General features: G+C 31.9%; 17 protein-coding genes, 1 tRNA gene, 1 rRNA gene and 1 other annotated feature. All 19 genes read right to left on the bottom strand.

From position 1 onward, the window contains the following. Positions 1–301: 301 nt before the first annotated feature. Positions 302–512 (bottom strand) — a binding site (T-box leader). 128 nt (positions 513–640) lie between these two features. After that, complete coding sequence (gene alr, locus C7954_RS12090) at positions 641–1,888, bottom strand: alanine racemase (protein ID WP_243734159.1); 1,248 nt, start codon at positions 1,886–1,888, stop codon at positions 641–643. Positions 1,889–1,980: 92 nt separating this feature from the next. Further along, complete coding sequence (locus tag C7954_RS12085) at positions 1,981–3,012, bottom strand: peptidyl-prolyl cis-trans isomerase (RefSeq protein ID WP_089716943.1); 1,032 nt, start codon at positions 3,010–3,012, stop codon at positions 1,981–1,983. 300 nt (positions 3,013–3,312) lie between these two features. Next, positions 3,313–4,701, bottom strand: coding sequence for a PTS fructose transporter subunit IIC (locus C7954_RS12080; RefSeq protein ID WP_089723103.1), 1,389 nt, complete (start codon positions 4,699–4,701; stop codon positions 3,313–3,315). Between the two features lie 42 nt (positions 4,702–4,743). Continuing rightward, a complete protein-coding gene (locus C7954_RS12075) occupies positions 4,744–5,193 on the bottom strand; it encodes a PTS sugar transporter subunit IIA (RefSeq protein WP_073158715.1) in 450 nt (149 codons plus the stop codon). A gap of 25 nt (positions 5,194–5,218) precedes the next feature. Continuing rightward, positions 5,219–6,151 (bottom strand): 1-phosphofructokinase, encoded by a 933-nt coding sequence (pfkB, locus tag C7954_RS12070; RefSeq protein ID WP_073158714.1) that lies wholly within the window; start codon positions 6,149–6,151, stop codon positions 5,219–5,221. Positions 6,152–6,171: 20 nt separating this feature from the next. Further along, positions 6,172–6,933: a DeoR/GlpR family DNA-binding transcription regulator gene (locus C7954_RS12065; protein ID WP_073158712.1), complete on the bottom strand. Its 762-nt coding sequence runs from the start codon at positions 6,931–6,933 to the stop codon at positions 6,172–6,174. Positions 6,934–7,121: 188 nt separating this feature from the next. Then, positions 7,122–7,514 carry a dihydroxyacetone kinase phosphoryl donor subunit DhaM gene (dhaM, locus tag C7954_RS12060; protein WP_073158710.1) on the bottom strand — a complete coding sequence of 131 codons (393 nt, stop codon included), beginning with the start codon at positions 7,512–7,514 and terminating at the stop codon, positions 7,122–7,124. Between the two features lie 17 nt (positions 7,515–7,531). Further along, positions 7,532–8,149 (bottom strand): dihydroxyacetone kinase subunit DhaL, encoded by a 618-nt coding sequence (dhaL, locus tag C7954_RS12055; RefSeq protein WP_089717748.1) that lies wholly within the window; start codon positions 8,147–8,149, stop codon positions 7,532–7,534. A gap of 20 nt (positions 8,150–8,169) precedes the next feature. Next, entirely contained in the window at positions 8,170–9,162 is a 993-nt protein-coding gene (gene dhaK, locus C7954_RS12050) for a dihydroxyacetone kinase subunit DhaK (RefSeq protein ID WP_073158707.1), read from the bottom strand. A 134-nt stretch (positions 9,163–9,296) separates the two neighbouring features. After that, the gene (gene phnD, locus C7954_RS12045; protein WP_089655334.1) at positions 9,297–11,117 is read right to left on the bottom strand and encodes a phosphate/phosphite/phosphonate ABC transporter substrate-binding protein; all 1,821 of its coding nucleotides are present in this window, start codon (positions 11,115–11,117) and stop codon (positions 9,297–9,299) included. Between the two features lie 87 nt (positions 11,118–11,204). After that, positions 11,205–11,726, bottom strand: a complete 522-nt coding sequence (locus C7954_RS12040) for a type 1 glutamine amidotransferase domain-containing protein (RefSeq protein WP_073158701.1) — start codon at positions 11,724–11,726, stop codon at positions 11,205–11,207. A gap of 14 nt (positions 11,727–11,740) precedes the next feature. Next, positions 11,741–12,109 (bottom strand): DUF1667 domain-containing protein, encoded by a 369-nt coding sequence (locus tag C7954_RS12035; protein ID WP_073158698.1) that lies wholly within the window; start codon positions 12,107–12,109, stop codon positions 11,741–11,743. Then, positions 12,110–13,390, bottom strand: coding sequence for an NAD(P)/FAD-dependent oxidoreductase (locus C7954_RS12030; RefSeq protein WP_089655336.1), 1,281 nt, complete (start codon positions 13,388–13,390; stop codon positions 12,110–12,112). Beyond that, positions 13,387–14,862 carry an NAD(P)/FAD-dependent oxidoreductase gene (locus C7954_RS12025; protein WP_089655338.1) on the bottom strand — a complete coding sequence of 492 codons (1,476 nt, stop codon included), beginning with the start codon at positions 14,860–14,862 and terminating at the stop codon, positions 13,387–13,389. The genes C7954_RS12030 and C7954_RS12025 overlap by 4 nt, the downstream gene beginning before the upstream one ends. A 168-nt stretch (positions 14,863–15,030) precedes the next feature. Beyond that, positions 15,031–16,527 (bottom strand): glycerol kinase GlpK, encoded by a 1,497-nt coding sequence (glpK, locus tag C7954_RS12020; protein WP_073158689.1) that lies wholly within the window; start codon positions 16,525–16,527, stop codon positions 15,031–15,033. A gap of 68 nt (positions 16,528–16,595) precedes the next feature. Then, on the bottom strand, positions 16,596–16,937 hold the full coding sequence (locus C7954_RS12015) for a Lin0368 family putative glycerol transporter subunit (RefSeq protein WP_073158687.1): 342 nt from the start codon (positions 16,935–16,937) through the stop codon (positions 16,596–16,598). A gap of 19 nt (positions 16,938–16,956) precedes the next feature. Continuing rightward, positions 16,957–17,316: a Lin0368 family putative glycerol transporter subunit gene (locus C7954_RS12010; protein ID WP_073158684.1), complete on the bottom strand. Its 360-nt coding sequence runs from the start codon at positions 17,314–17,316 to the stop codon at positions 16,957–16,959. 378 nt (positions 17,317–17,694) lie between these two features. After that, positions 17,695–17,770: transfer RNA gene (locus C7954_RS12005), tRNA-Asn, on the bottom strand. 105 nt (positions 17,771–17,875) lie between these two features. Further along, positions 17,876–17,963: ribosomal RNA gene (rrf, locus tag C7954_RS12000) — 5S ribosomal RNA — on the bottom strand; the annotation flags it as partial.

Raw genomic sequence — 17,963 nt, 5'->3', positions numbered from 1 at the left:
CATTCTGAATATTTTTATTATAATTAAAATTAGTGGTGATCTATTACTATTTACTTACATTTTATGGTAACTATCATATTTTATTTGACGTTATCAAATTATGATGAATTTAAATTGACTTAAATTGTAACCTTATTTTAAGCTTAAAACACATATTTTTTTTTAATTTCAAAAGAACAAAATGTCCTTCGTGTAATACAGTAAGGTTAAATTTGTTGATAGCGGAAATTATGAAACTATAAATATTATCCATAACAAACCATTAGGTATAATTTCCTAGCTAAAAAAAAACTCCTCCCTAAAAAGGGACGAGAATACTCGTGGTGCCACCCTAATGACAGCTGTAGCTGCCTCTTAAATAGTTTTAACGGACTCAACCGGTTCAGCTTAATTAAATTATTTTCAGCTTCACAGCTCCAGACCGGATTCAAAAATTAACTGGCTGATTTACAGCTACCATCAGCTCTCTTATTTCAGTTAATAAATTTACTATTGTCTTTCACAGCTTCTAGATAGTTGGCTATTTGTTTGTTATGCTTATTATATTACAGCATTTTCCTTAATTCAAGTTAAATTTAATAAAATTTAACCAATAAAAGATAATTAACTTGTTATATTTATTTGTCATAAAAATAGAAAATTATTCTAAAAAAATCTTTTCCAATCTTTCACTTAAATTACAGACTATTTCATAATTTATAGTTCCACATAGTTTTGCAATTTCAGAAGCAGATATTTCTTCATTTTTTTGTTTTCCAATCAAAACAACCTCATCGCCAACTTTAACCTCATTAAGATGATCCACGCTGACAATTGTCTGTCCCATACAAACTCTCCCTCTAATGGGGGCCCTTTCTCCTCTAATTAAAACTTCACCCTGGTTTGAAAGGAGACGGGGATATCCATCTTTATAACCAACAGGTAAAACAGCAAGCTTTTCTTTAGTCTCTGTTTTATAAGTAGAACCATAACTAATAAAAGAGTTAGCTGGAAGTTCTCTAATTTGAATTATTTTTGTTTTAAATGCTAAAACTGGCTCTAAATCAGCTTCTTTATTTAAATCATTAGAAGGTAAAAGTCCATAGAGCATAATACCTGGCCTGATTAAGTCCAAATAAGTTTCTGGTAAATCTATAATCGCCGCACTGTTGGCAATATGAATCAGAGGTATCTTATCTTGTTCTTTATTTAAAGATTTTATAAGTGAATTAAATTTTTGCAGCTGTAAATAAGAATAATCTTTATCTGCTTCATCAGCCTGAGCCAGATGAGAAAAAAGACCTTCTATTTTTATAAATTCTAATTTCTCTACATATTTTAAAACATCATTAATTTCTTTAGGGAAAAATCCAATTCTTCCCATCCCAGTATCTATTTTTAAATGAACTTTTATAATTTTATTAAATTTAGAGGCGGCTTTATTTAAAGCCTTAATAGTTTCTAAACTAGCAGTAGTCTGAATTAAATCACCAGCTATAACGTCCATTATTTGAAACTCCAAAATTTCACCCAAAACTAAAATGGGTTTTTTAATTCCAGTATCTCTTAATTCAATTCCTTCCTCAGGACTACCAACACAGAAATATTCTACCCCTAACTGCGATAACTCCTTTGCAATCCTTACTGCTCCATGCCCATAAGCATTTGCTTTAACAACTGCAGCAATTTTAGTTCGACTTGAAATTTTACTGCGAATAAAATTATAGTTATTTTTTAAAGCGCTGAGATTGATCTCAATCCAGGTGGGCCTTTTTAACTGCAGTTCCATCCTTTTACCTCCATTTTTTAATAATTTATTGAAAATATCAGTTAAACGAATCAAATAAGCTAATGGTTTAGTTCCATTAGTTAAAGCAAAGGTTGAAATTCTAGCTACTGCTCCCGGCATATTTGCAGCAGAATCTGGATAAAAAATTCCTACCTCAATTTAATGAAGCAGGAATTTTAATCAATACTATATAATTTTATACAAATTATATCTTAAAGATTTTTCTCAATTTCTGCAGCTTCTCTTAAACCTTCAACAAAATCTTGAAAGGCCTGGCTTTGTTTCTGATTTCTTAACTGACTTTTAATTTGAGAACTTACCTCTTCAAAACTTCTAACTCCAGCTTCTCTAAAATCAGTTACTTTAATTATATGAAAACCAAATTGAGTTTTTACTGGTTCAGAACTAACTTCTCCCACATTTAGTTCCATTGCAGCATCACGGAAGGTTGCATCTAAGCCGCGTTCATCAGCTGTTATAAAACCTAGATCACCACCATTTTCTGAAGTAGGTCCCGTAGAGTGTTCTTTAGCCATTTCTGCAAAATCAGCACCATTATTAATCTCCGCTAATACTTCTTCTGCTTTTTCTTTTTCATCAAACAAAATATGGCTAACTCTTTTTTGTTCAGCTGTTTTAAACTGTTCTTGATTATTATTATAAAATTCTTGTGCTTCAGCATCACTAACTTCTACCTTGTTTACAATTTCTTCTCTTAGTTTATTAACTAAAAATCCATTCATATTATTTTCAAAAAACATATTTTTATATTGATCCATTGAGTCAAATCCCTGATTCTGAATAGCTTGTTCTAGTTGATCATCATTGAGATTGTTCTGCTGTTTTAAAGCATTTACCTGCTGGTCAAAGATATTATTCATTTCTTCATTACTAACTTCAATTCCTCTTTTTTTTGCTTCCTGGACAAGCAATTCGTTAGTTATTAACTGTTCTAACTTTAACTTGCGAAATTCTTCTATTACATTTTGTCCAGCTTCTGTCTGTAATATTACAGATGCAAATTCTTGATTTGACTGCAGTAACTGCATCAAAATATTTCTGACACCTGCAAACTGCTCAAGTTCCTGCATTGAAATTTCTTCTCCATTAACATAGGCTGCCACTTCAGGTGTTTCTTCTGTTACTGTTTCACTAACATCCTGAGCATCTTGAGCCATTACTGGAATAGATAAAACTAAAAGCATAATTGCTGAAATAATTAAAATATTTTTCTTTAAATTCATTAATAAACACTCCCAATTAAAATATTCTTAATTTATAATTAACTGCCTTTAATTATACCACAAATCCAGTGATTAGCAAGAATTTAGCGGCTTTTCTAATTAAATTTTAATTATTGTGAAATTCAATTTTTAGCTTATTAAGGAACAAAATGGCCTTCAGACAATCTGTAATATAGTAAGGTTAAATTTTGTTGATAGCGGAAATTATGAAACTATAAATATTATCCACAACAAACCATTAGGTATAATTTCCTAGCTAAGAAAAAAGAAGGTAAATTAATACCTTCTTTTGATTGTTATTTATTCTTCTAATTTAGGTTTTAAAACCCTTAACATAAATGCAGTTATAACTGTACCTGCGACTATTGCTAAAGCATAAAGGCCAAGATTAGTTACAACATTAGGGATTGGAAGTACGAAAATTCCGCCATGTGGTGCTTTTAAACCAACCCCAAACAACATTGATAGAGCACCTGTTACAGCAGAACCTGTCATAATAGATGGAATTACTCTAATTGGATCAGCTGCAGCAAAAGGAATCGCTCCTTCTGTAATAAAGGATATTCCCATAAACCAGGCCGGTTTTCCTGCTTCAATTTCCTGACGAGTAAATCTATTCTTAAATAATGTTGTTGCTAAAGCAAGTCCTAAAGGTGGAGTCATACCTGCAGCCATAATTGCTGCCATAGGTCCGTAAATTTCTGAACCTAAAAGACCGATTCCAAAGGTATAAGCTGCTTTATTAACTGGTCCACCCATATCAAAGGCCATCATTGCACCTAAAATTAATCCAAGTAAAACAGCATTTGTTCCGGTCATACCATTTAACCAGTTTTCCAAACCGTTCATAATTCCTTCTACAGGTGGTCCTATTAAATATATCATTAAAAGTCCGACTATTAAACTAGAGAGAAATGGTAAGACTAAAACTGGCATTAACCCCTGTAAGTTTTTTGGTAATTTTATAGTGTTTTTTAACCACTGTGTCAAATAACCAGCTAAGAAACCCGCAATAATACCACCTAAAAATCCAGCTCCAATACTGCTTGCCAGCATACCACCAATCATACCAGGAGCAATACCAGGACGATCGGCAATAGAGAAAGCAATATATCCAGCTAAAATTGGAACCATCAGAGCAAAGGCTGAACTTCCACCAATCTGCATTAGAGCAGCGGCAAGAGAACCTTCCTGTTCAGCTGCATTAATTCCAAAGACAAAAGAAAGAGCAATAGATAAACCTCCTGCTACAACAAAAGGAAGCATAAAGGAAACACCAGTCATTAAATGTTTATATGGACCAGATCTTTTTTCTTTTCTTTTTGCCTTTTCATCACTAACTTGACTTTGTAGATTAGAATTAATCTCTGTCTTTTCTCCTTTTTCTGCTTTTTCAAGTGCCTGATTAATTAGAGCTTCTGCATCATCAATTGCATCAGCTACAGCTACTTCTACAATTGGCTTACCAGCAAAACGTTCCTTGCTTACATTTGTATCAGCTGCAATAATAACTGCATCTGCTTCCTTAATATCCTGATCATTTAATTCATTTTCTACTCCTACTGAACCCTGGGTTTCTACCTTCATTTCTAAATCCATTTTTTTAGCCGCTTCTTCTAACGACTCTGAAGCCATATAAGTATGAGCGATTCCAGTTGGACAGGAAGTTACAGCAACAATTTTTTTCATAAATTATTCCTCCTTGTTTTTTACACAGACTGTTAATCTTATTTAAATTTTTTCTAAAATACCCATTATTTCTTCCTCATCTTTTGCCTCTAATAAATTATTTCTAAAATCATCATGAACTAAATTCCTTGAGAGCTGAGCTAATAATTTTAAATGTTCATCGTGAGATTCTTCAGGAACTGTGATTAAGAAAAATAAATGGCTTAACTTTTCATCCATTGATCCATAATCTATTCCTCTTTCAGAACGCCCAAAAGCAACTGCTGGTCTTTTAACAGCATCACTTTTAACATGGGGAATAGCAACACCTTTTCCAACTCCAGTTGTTCCTTTAGCCTCTCTTTCCATTGCTTTTTTTATTACTTCGTCTTTATCGGTAATCACATCATTTTCAGCCATTATTTCTATCATTTCTTTGATTACAGAATCCTTATCATTACTTTCTAAGTTCATTTTTATTAAATTTTTATTTATAAACTCATTTACTTCCATTATTATACCTCTTTTCCTTAATTTATTAGTAAATTTTTTCAACTTTGATACTGTTTTTTATTCTTTCAATTATTTCTTCATCAATTTTAGCAATAGAACCACTCTCAACAAAGGCAGTAGCTAACGCTGCCGCAAAAATTCCAGTATCTTTAAGACTTTCTTTTTTATCTATCTCAGCAGCCAGGCCAGCAACCATTGTATCTCCAGCTCCAACTGTTGTTTGAGAAATTTTAACCTGGGGTGTATATATTCTATATCCCTCTTCTGCAGATGCAATTAAAGCACCCTTATCACCTAGTGAAATCATAACAACCTGAACACCCTGATCTAATAAATATTTAGCTCCTTTTTTTAAATCTTGATTACTGCTAATTTTTCTACCCAGTAAATTTTCAATTTCTTCTAAATTGGGCTTAACTAAATATGGCTCTTTTTTTAGAGCTAGTTTAAATGCGTCACCAGAACTATCTAAAATAATTTTAGCATTTTTTTCTTTTGCTTTTTCAATAAGTTTCGCATAAATATTTTTTTCTATTCCATCTGGCAAACTACCTGATAAAACTACTGTTTTATTTTTTTCAACTGCTTTATTAAAGGTTTTCAAAAAGTCATTTATATCTTTTTCACTAACTTTTCCACTTTCATTAATTTCTGTTTCTCGATTGGTAAACTTTTCTTTAATTTTTAAATTTTGTCGCGTCTCAAAATCTGACCAAATAAAATTAGAATTTACTCCTTTATTTTCAAGCATAGAACTAATTATCCTACCATTATTACCACCTATTATACCTAAAGCCTGATTTTCGATTTTTAATCTTGTTAAAACTTCAGAAACATTGATCCCTTTTCCTCCAGCCAAAATATCCGTCTCTTTTACTCTATTTAATTTTCCTAATTTTAAATTTTCAAGAATTATTATTTTATCTAAAGCTGGATTTAAAGTAACAGTTAAAATCATTTACCCACCTCCTTAATAAATTAAGCTAAAATAACTTTAATTTTTTCTGACTTCAATTTTCTTTCTTTCTCTTCTTCAATTGAATCCGTAATAATAAAATCTATTTGATTTAATTCTGCAAACCTATAAAAATATTCTTCTTCCCATTTGCTTTGATCAAATAGAAGAAAATTTTCTCCAGCAATTTTTAAAGCAATTTCTTTTATTTTTGCTTCTCTTAAATCTGGCGTTGTTGCAGCAGAATTTAAAGTAAAACCATTTGAACCAATAAAACTTTTGTCAACCCTCAACTTCTTTAAATCATCTTCTGCCATTGGTCCAATCATAGCCTCTGTTGACCACTTGAAGTTTCCACCTATAACAACCAAATCACAGTCCAAATTAATTTCATTTATTTTGTTTATTATATGAAGCGCATGAGTCACAATTGTTAGATCCTTTTTATTTCCTAAATTATTAATTATATATCGTGTTGTAGTCCCAGCATCAATAAATATTGTGTCACCATTTTTTATTATTTCTGCTGATTTTTTCCCAATTTTTTGCTTTTCTGCAGCTAATTTATCTTCTTTTTCCTTGAAACTTGGTTCTAATTTACTGCTGCTGCTTAAGATAGCACCTCCATGTGTCCGACGAAGAAAACCATCTTTTTCAAGTTCACTTAAATCTCTTCTAATTGTTGCACGTGAAACATCAAATTCTTCACTAAGTTCGTTAACACTCGCTCTTTTTTCCTGTTTAAGTAAACTTATTATTCCCCTTTTTCTTTCTTCAGCAAACATTAACAAAACCTCTTTTCTGTATTTTTATGATTGTTTGTTTTCGTTTTCTTTCAATTATGATTATATAGTATTCGTTTTTGATTGTCAACATAATTTTCAAAAAAATTAAATTAATTAACATTATTTTTTTGCAAAAAAATAACCACTCCTTATATTCGAAGTGGTTATTAATTCTAACATATTCTTTTTTAATTTTTTTTTATCATATCAGCTGATTCAATTGATTCCAATATTTCTTCAATTTTATTACCCATTCCAGCTTCTACAGCTGCAACAACTGCCCCTTCTACAAAAGGAGCATCAGCTAAAACAACTTTTTCTCTAACTTCTTCTTCTAGCCAATCTAAAACCATATTCACACTCATTATGGCACTACCAAGATCAGCTAAAATTATTACTCCATCTTCCTTATAAATTTCATTTACAGCTGTTTCTATTGCATCAGGATCTGTACCAATATCACCATCAGGAGTACCTCCAACAGCAATTATTTCAACATCACCTTGTTTCATTTGTTCTGCTAATTTTTTAGCTCCTTCAGCAATTTCTTTAACATGAGAAACTAATATTATATTTACCATTTGCTTCCTCCAATTTATTAATATAATTCATCTACTACTGTTTTTATTATCAAATAACTCGAAGTAGCGCCTGGATCCTGATGTCCAATACTTCTTTTACCTAAATAACTTGCACGACCTTTAGTCGCCTGCATATCAATTGTTGCCTTCATTCCTTCTTCAGCTTTAGCTTTACACTGTTTTAATGCTTCTTCTATATTGTCACCATTTTCTTTGCTTTCTTTTAAGGAATTTACTGCAGGAATAATGGTGTCCAGCATAGTTTTTTCACCTTGTTCTGCTTTTCCTCTTTTTTGAATACCTGCAACAGCAGATTCACCAATTTCTATTAGTGAATCTAAATCAAAATCAGCATCAGGTATAATCTTACTTATATTTAGAAAAGCAGTACCATAAAGAGGACCTGAAGCACCACCAACTGTAGAAATCAAGGTCATTGCAACTGTTTTTATAAGTTCTTTATTGCTTTCATAATCTTTTGCCTCTAATTTTTCTTTTACTTTATTGAATCCTTTAGACATATTAATACCATGATCACCATCACCGATGGCAGAATCTAATTCAGTTAGGTATTTTTTGTTTTCTATAATAACATCAGCTACTTTATTTATAATTTCTTTACTTTTTTCAGTCACAAATAGTCCTCCTCCATAAATTATTTCATAATATTAATTTCTGTTGGAGCATCAAGTAACTCTTTTAATTCTTCATCTAATTTTAATAGTGTTATAGAGACACCAGCCATCTCTAGAGATGTCATATATTCTCCAACAAAAGTTTTATAAATATTTATTCCTTTTTCTTCTAATACTTGATTTGCTCTTCTATTGGCTAGAAATAATTCCATTAGAGGAGTCCCGCCCATGCCATTAATCATCAGAGCTACATCATCGCCCTCTTCGTAAGGAATATCATCTATGACACTACCCAATAATTCATCGACAATTTCATCTGCTTTCATTAATTCTGTTCTTTCTGTTCCAGGCTCACCATGGATACCAATACCTAATTCGATTTCATCTTCTTCTAGAGTAAATGTTGATTCGTCAGCAGCTGGTACTCGACATGGATATAGAGCCATACCCTTTGTTCTTACATTAGCTATTACTTTTTCTGCAACCTTTTTAACATCTGCAAGTTCAGCTCCAGCTTCAGCTTTTGCTCCTGCAATTTTATGAACAAATATAGTACCTGCAACACCACGTCTACCTGTTGTATATAAACTATCCTCTACAGCTACATCATCGTTTACTACAACCTGGTCTACTTCAATACCCTCAGCTTCTGCCATTTCTGCAGCCATTTCAAAATTCATAACATCTCCGGTGTAATTTTTAATAACTAATAATACACCTTTACCACCATCAACAGCTTTAATAGCTTCAAATACTGCATCAGGAGTTGGAGAGGTAAATACATCACCAGCAATAGCTCCATCTAACATACCTTTACCAACAAAGCCAGCATGAGTTGGTTCATGACCACTACCACCACCACTTACTAAAGCAACTTTTTCATTAGGACTACCTTTTCTGATTACTATATTGTAATCTTCTATCTTTTCAAGCTTATCAGGAGCAGCCATCACAATACCCTCTACCATTTCCTCAACTACTTCTTCTGGATTATTAATTAATTTTTTCTTCATAAAATAAACCCTCCTATTAATAATATTAAAAATTATTCTTTAATTAACAAACTAAATTATAATTTTGTCACCATAATTTTATCATTAATATTTCGAATTATCAAATATTTGATAATTAAATCTTTTTTTTATTGCTAATTATTATATTTTCTAATGATATCAAATTTTTGATCTTCGCTTTCAGTAAACCCGGTTATATTGGTCTGATTTAACACTTCTTTTATTTCTTGATCAGCGTTTAAAAAAATATTTCTTGTTTCTTCTAAAAGATTCTGATCTAAACCTGATCGAGCAGCAATAACATCTTTTGGAATAAGATCAGTTTTTGCTAATATATTTAGACTATCCAAGTTTAATGTACTAGCAGCTCTTTCCCAGGCTTCATTGTATGTTGCTCCAACTTCCACTTCATTGTTTAAAACTGCTTTTATTACATTATCATGGTTACCTAAAAATAACTTTTCTTTTAAATCTTTATTGACATCAATACCAACTTCTTTCAACATCTGTTTTGGATATACATAACCAGATGTTGATAATGGATCTACAAATGCAAAAATACTATTTTTTAAATCTGTTAATTTCCTATATTTACTATTTTTTTTAGTGAATATGTAGCCCCGATAACTATCTTGGCCATTAATTAGCGGAGTTACCATTGGTATAACATTGGTTTCATCTTTTGCCTCAACATAAGCCATTGGAGAAAACCATCCAATATCAATTAAACCATTTTTTATATAATTAGTTAACTCTTTATAATCTGAAACAATAACTGTTTTTGCATTTTTGTTTATTTTTTTGCATAACTTTTCAATAATTGGAACATATAGTTCTTCTATTTTTTCAGGCTTTGTAAAAGGATTGACACCAAAAATTAACATATCCTCACTTTTATTGTCTACTGAAATTTTATGAAGATCATAAGCAATAGCATTAAGATTATTAGAATAGTTTATCAGAGTTTCAGAATTTTTCTTTTGATTTTTAATGTTTTTATCGACTTCTGAAACATTTTCTGATATATTTATAAATTCTTGAGTCATAGATTCAACAGCCTTAGTTGTTTGTTCTGTAGCAGAAGCTTGATTATCTGTACTACTTGATAATTTTGATATAGAATCAATAACATTATGAAGATTGTTGTTCATCATATTAAATGACTCAATTGATTTGCCAGCTAACTCTTCAACTCCTTCAATACTATCAAGTCCATTTTCAATAATTTGATCAGTATTTTTAATTTCAATATTAATATTGTTAATAGCTTCTCTTATTTTTGAAGTTAATTGCTCGGTCTCTTCCGAAAGACTTTTTATTTCTCCAGCTACAACATTAAAGCCTCTCCCAGCATCACCAGCTCTTGCTGCTTCAATAGACGCATTTAGAGCAAGTAAATTGATTTGATCTGTAATATTTATAATTCCTCCAAGTAATTCATTAGTATTTTCCAATGCTTCTTCAACACTTTCAATTGAATCACCAGATTTTTTTACATTTGTCGCTACTTCAAGTAATGTATTATTAGATTCCTCAATCCAATTTTGATTTTTCTCTGAATCTGACATTAACTTTTGAGATAATTCTTCTAGCTTATTCATTTCAGATTTAATAACATTTGATGAAGATGATAATTCTTCAATGGTTGCAGAAATTTCTTCGGCACCTGCTGCGCTATTTTCAACTGATTCTGTAATATTTTCAAATCTCATTACTAAGTTTTCAGCTTTTTTATTATTATCATTCAGCAACCAAATTAAATCTTGAGATTTAAAAGATACCTCTTGTGATAAATTCAATAATTCATTTGAACTTTGTTTTTTTGATTCAAAATTTTTATTTAAATCTTTATTTTTTTCAATATCCTTTTTGGGATATAAAAAATAAAAAACAATCAGGGAAAGAATTAACCCCATGCTAAAACTAATAAAATGGAATTCATTGAATATCTCCATAAATTTACCCCTTTTATATATTATTTATTACAGCTAAATCAGATTCTAAATATTTAAAATCTGATTTAGCTTATTTTACCTTAATATTTATTCTGCTAAAGCATTAACTAATTCACGGCAGTAAGATGGAATATCTTTAACAACTCTGCCCCAAACAATATTGCCATCTCTAAATGCTGCTTTATCTACCCAGGTTCCACCAGCATTAATTATATCATCTTTAATACCTAAAGATCCAGTTGCCTTTCCATCAATTATACCAGCAGAAATTCCAACTAACCCGGCATGACAGATTAAACCTATAATTTTTCCAGCTTCATGATTTTTTCTTACTAATTCTACGATATCTTTATCTCTTCTAATTTTATCAGGAGTCCAACCACCAGGTACTAAAACTCCATCATAATCTTCATCTAAAACTTCTGAAGCTAAAAAATCAGCTTCTTTAGTTAAACAACCATGTTTACTGGTATATTCAACACCTTTTTCCATCCCAATGACATCAACATCTGCCCCTTCTTCTAGCATTCTCATGTAAACAACCCAAAATTCAAAATCCTCATATCCAGGTCCAATTAGCATTGCTATCTTTTTATCTTTAAGTTTCACTCTATCTACCTCCTTTAATTTGCAGGTAAATCACGTGTTGCTACTACATCTGCACCTGTATCTAATAGATTTTTAATAATTACCTGCCCCACCTTTAGTGGAGCTTCAACTTCTTTTTTTCCAATTTTATTCATAGCTTGATCCATTAATTCCAATGGAATTTGTTTTGTTGTTTTTACTGGACATAGTGGTAAGGCTCCATTCTTTACTCGAACAGTTGTAGGAAGAATTCTAGTTTTAGCTATAATCTCTTCTTTGGCATAATCTGCACCCTGAGGACAGGCATTTCCCATTATATCTATTATTTCATCACCATCATGCTCAACTGTTATTTCACAGCCTTTTGGACAAGCAACACAGGTAATGGTCTTTTTTTCAAGCATTTATTCTTCCTCCTTTTCAATAATATCAACCCTAATTTCACTAACTTCATCTAAATCATCAAGTGTTTTTTGAGCCAGAGGTACACTAATCATTTCACCAGGTTTAGCAAATGGTTCTGAGAATGAGTATAATTTTTCTCCATCAGCATATAATATAATATCAACAGCCTGTAATGGTTTATCAACTCTCATATAGAGGGGAATTCTCTTTCGATCTTCAGCATCTAATTCAATACTTTGTGGAATTACATAAGCTACATTTTCACCAGCTTTTACATTCATCTTCTGCTCAGATCTTTTGTAATCTCCTTTGACATATTTTGCTGTCCATTCACCTGCGATTTCTGATTCTTCTGTAACCCAATCAACAAGATCATGTACATGCAGTACATTACCACAGGCAAATATGCCATCAATATTTGTTTCTCTTCCTTCATTAACTATTGGACCACCTGTTCTATCATCTAAAACAACATCAGCCTTTTTAGATAGTTCATTTTCAGGTATTAAACCAACAGAAAGAAGAAGAGTATCTGCTTCTACAATTTCAGATGTTTCTGGAATAGGCTTCATATTTTCATCAACTTCAGTTATTTCTACAGCTTCTAAACGATCATTACCAATGATTTTTGTAACTGTATGATTGAGCATTAATGGTATATCATAATCTTCTAAACATTGGACTACATTTCTAGTTAAACCACCTGTATAAGGAAGAATTTCACAGACTGCTTTTACATCTGCTCCTTCTAATCTCATCCTTCTTGCCATAATTAAACCTATATCACCAGAACCTAAGATTACTACTTTTTTTCCAGGTACATATCCTTCTATATTAGTAAACCTCTGAGCTGTTCCAGCAGTTAAAACCCCAGCAGGTCTTGTTCCTGGTATACCTATTGCTCCAGCAGTTCGTTCACGACAGCCCATAGCTAGAATTACAGCTTTTGCCTGAATTTCCATTGCTCCTTGATCTTTATTCATTGCAAAAACCTTTTTATCTGCAGTAACATCAAGTACCATAGTATCAAGCTTTACTTCTATATCACGTTCTTCTACTTTATTTTCAAATCTCTGTGAATATTCAGGTCCTGTTAATTCTTCACCAAAATGATGAAGACCAAAACCATTGTGAATACACTGAGGCAAAATACCACCAAGTTCAAAATCACGCTCAAGCAGCATCACATCTTTTATACCATTATCATAAACTTTAGCTGCGGCAGCTAAACCAGCTGGACCTCCACCAATTACAACTACATCTTTTTTAATTTTAATCATTCTTCATCACCCTGACTTCCAAGTAATCCTTTAATTTTATATTTCACTATATTAGAAGTATCTTTTTCTAGTCTGACTTCGGTTGTCTCAATACCAAGTTCATCAGCAATTATTTGGGTAACTCTAGGTCCACAAAATCCACCCTGACATCTTCCAGCACCAGCTCTTGTTCTTCTTTTTACTGCATTTACAGTTCTAGCAGGAATTGGTCCATTAATTGCATCTACAATTTCTTTATAGGATACAGTTTCACAGCGACAAATAATCTTACCATAATCTTTATCTTTTTCTGCATAAGCAGCTCTTTCTTCATTAGAAAGTTCATAAAATCTTGCTGGATCTTCTCTAGTTTCTATCACATCTTTCTTTTCTTCTAAATTTAAACCTTCATTTTCTAATATTTCAGCAACAAGATCTGCAACTGCAGGAGATGAGGATAAACCTGGAGACTGAATACCCGCAACATTAACAAATCCTTTTACATTTTCTGCAGCTTCAATAACAAAATCTTCAGTAGTATCCGCAGCTCTTAAACCAGCAAATACTCTAATAGTGTCTTTTAAAGTTAAATCGGGAAACATTTTTTTTGCTCCCTCAAAAACATGATCTAATCCGTCTCTTGTCGTTGCTAAATCTTCTTTACTGTCAACAAAGTCAGAAGTTGGTCCAATTAAAAGATTATCTTCTATAGTTTTTGTGCAGACAATACCTTTAGAAATTTTTGTTGGAATCGGAAATAAAACATGATTAATTTCAAAATCTTTGGCATGATCATAAATATAATACTCACCTTTTCTAGGATGAATATTAATTTTTTCAATTCCTACCATTCTTGCTACATCATCAGCATAAAGACCAGCAGCATTAATAACATAATCTGCTGTAAAATCACCTGCATTGGTTTTTACTCCTGTTACTTTGTCATTTTCTGTATAAACATCTAAAACCTCTGTTTCTAATTTTAATTCTACGCCATTTACTACAGCATTTTCTGCCATAGCTAAGGCAAATTCCCAGGGAGTAATAATTCCAGCTGTAGGAGCCCATAAAGCTTTTACAGCTTTATCACTTAAATTAGGTTCTTCTCTCTGCAGCCATTCTTTATCTACTATCTCTAAGCCTTCTACTCCATTTTTTTTGCCTTTTTCTAATAATTCATCTAAAACACTTAAATCATCATCTTCCATCCCAACAACTAAAGATCCGATTTCCTCAAAGGGTACACTTAGATCTTTGACTATTTGTTTTATTTGTACATTTCCTTTGTTATTTAATCTTCCTTTTTGTTTTTCAGGGTCTGCATTATAACCAGCATGTATAATTGCAGTATTTGCTTTAGTAGTTCCAGTTGCTACATCTGGAGCTTTTTCTAATAATAATATATCTAAATTATATCTAGCGAGTTTCCAGGCTACAGCACAGCCAGAAACACCTGCCCCAATAATTATTACATCATATTTGTCTTTAGACAATTTAATAACCCCCTCAATATATTATTCCATGATATTAAAAATAAAAACCCAATCAGATAGCATATTTAAATATGGTACCTAGATTGGGTTTAATCCTTATCTATATCCATTAGAACTTCTTACTATTTAACTATACTTTTTTTATTTTTTTATTTTACTTTTTTTATATTACTCTTCTGACCAATCTTTAGCTCTTTCTACTGCGCGCTTCCAACCTTTATATAGTTTTTCTCTTGTTTCATTAGCCATATTTGGAACAAATAGAGCATCTCTCTTCCACTTAGCAACAAGCTCATCGAGATTATTCCAATAACCTACAGCTAAACCAGCAAGATAAGCTGCACCTAAAGCAGTAGTTTCATTAATTTCAGGTCTCTCAACCTCTGTTCCTAAAATATCTGCCTGGAACTGCATTAAGAAATCATTCATTGCTGCTCCACCATCTACACGTAGAGTTTTAAGTTCGATTCCTGAATCTGCTTCCATAGCTTCCAGAACATCTCTAGTTTGATAAGCAAGTGATTCTAATGTAGCACGAATTAAATGTTCTTTAGAAGTACCTCTAGTTAAACCAACAATTGTACCTCTTGCATACATATCCCAATATGGTGCTCCAAGTCCAGCAAAAGCAGGAACCATATAAACACCATCAGTAGAATCAACTTTTTTCGCAAAGTATTCTGAATCAGGAGCATTATCAATTAAGTTTAATTCATCTCTTAACCATTGAATAGCAGCACCAGCAATAAAAATAGAACCTTCTAATGCATAATTAACTTTACCATCAATACCATATGCAATAGTAGTTAATAATCCATTTTCAGATTTAACTGGTTCTTCCCCAGTATTCATTAACATGAAACAACCTGTACCATATGTGTTCTTAGCCATACCTTTTTCATAACATACCTGACCAAATGTAGCTGCCTGCTGATCTCCAGCAATACCAGCAATTGGTACTTCAGCACCAAAGAAATGATAATCAACTGTGTTACCATAAACTTCGCTAGATTGCTTTACTTCAGGTAACATTGACTTTGGAATACCTAAAACATCTAATAGATGATCATCCCACTCTAATTCTTTGATATTATAAATAAGAGTTCTTGAAGCATTTGTATAATCAGTTACATGAGTGTTTCCACCAGTTAATTTCCAAATCAACCAACTATCAATAGTACCAAATCTTAATTTACCTTGTTCTGCTTTTTCTCTAGCACCTTCTACATTATCTAATAACCATTTAATTTTTGTTCCAGAGAAATAAGCATCAACAACAAGACCAGTTTTATCTTTAATTTCTTCTTCTAATCCCTGCTCTTTTAAATCATCACAAATTGAAGCTGTTCTTCTATCCTGCCAAACAATAGCATTGTGGATAGGCTTACCGGTTTCAGCATCCCAAACCACAGTAGTTTCACGCTGATTTGTAATACCAATTGCCGCAATTTGAGTAGGTTTAATATCTTTAGTTCCCATAGCATCGGCAATTACAGCTAATGTTGTACCCCAGATTTCATCAGGATCATGTTCTACCCAACCTGGCTTTGGAAAATGCTGAGTAAATTCCTTTTGTGCTACACTTACAATAGCACCATCATTATTAAAGACAATTGCCCTTGAACTTGTAGTTCCCTGATCAATTGATAGAATATATTTTTCCATTTTGCGCCCTCCTAATTTTGATATGTTAAATTAATAAAAATAATATTTAAAATTACAATTTTTAATTATTAAGCTGCTGCAAATAAAACAAAGCCTCCAATAATACCTCCAATAATAGCAAAAATTAATGTAGGTACCGACTTCTTGAAATCTCCACCAGTAATTATACCATGTGTCATAATACCAATAGAAGCTGCCCAAGCCATATCAATCCAAGGTGCTCCCTGTCCCTGAACAATTAGAGGAGATCCACCATGATTTGCAAGCCAACTTGTACCAACTATAAAACCACCCATTACTAATCCACCAAAAATACCTCTTTCTTCAACACCTTTACCCCAGACCATTAAAATTAAAAATGGAAAAAGCATTCCTCCAAAAACAGTACTAACTATCTCTAAGATACCCATTTATTTTTTCCCCCTCTCATTATTCTTCTTCAGCGATGGCTTTTTGAACAACAGCTGCAAAAGTTCCACCCAAAATTGCACCAACAGCGACCCACAGCAATGTAGGTAAGGCTGCACTAATTGGAGCTCCACCAAATACACCCTGCATTGTTCCAGCAACAGCAATTGCAGTTGCCATATCAATTGAAACAGACCCTTCAGGATTATAAATAACTCCAACATAATGATTAACAGTCCAAATAAAACCAACTATTAAAAGACCGCCTAACCATCCACCAGCATCTCCTAAAGCTGCTGTACCTGCTAAAATACCCCAGATATTAAATACAAAAACACCAGCTATTGCGCCACCAACCATAGTTCCTAATTGTCTTTTCATAAAATGTTTTCACCTCTCTCTGTTTTTTTGTAACTAATTAAAAATAAAATATGATCATATCAATTCCCTTATTCTACTCTCTACTCACCTCCTTATTAAATTAAAAAACGAATATTATGAATAAATTAAACAAGCAAAAAACCTTATTAATAATTTAATATTTTGGACATAGTAATATCAAGGTATTATTAATAAGGTTTTCTCATTTTCTCCACCTAAGAAATATTCAATTTTTAAGTTAAACAAATTATACCATTATAATTTTAAATTGTCAAATAATTTTAAAAATAATAAATAATAAAAATATACTTGTTTACAACTACAAAATTAAAAATATATATATAAATTATATTATTCTGAATATTTGATTCAAAAAAATGGCTCCCCGAGCAAGACTCGAACTTGCGACAAGATGATTAACAGTCATCTGCTCTACCAACTGAGCTATCGGGGAATATAATAAATTTTTCTTTCACTGTAATATATTGTAGCACAAAAAACACTATATTTCCAGCCTTATTTTCAATTTTTTGTTATTTTGATCTAAAAAATAAAAAAGGACCGGCAGCGACCTACTCTCCCACATCGTTACCAATGCAGTACCATAGGCGCTGGAGGACTTAACTTTTGTGTTCGAGATGGGAACA

It is taken from the genome of Halanaerobium congolense (assembly GCF_004366375.1).
Classification (GTDB): Bacteria; Bacillota; Halanaerobiia; order Halanaerobiales; family Halanaerobiaceae; genus Halanaerobium; species Halanaerobium congolense.
The sequence above is the reverse complement of the archived record's forward strand: the minus strand, read 5'-3'. Positions and strand labels throughout refer to the sequence as shown.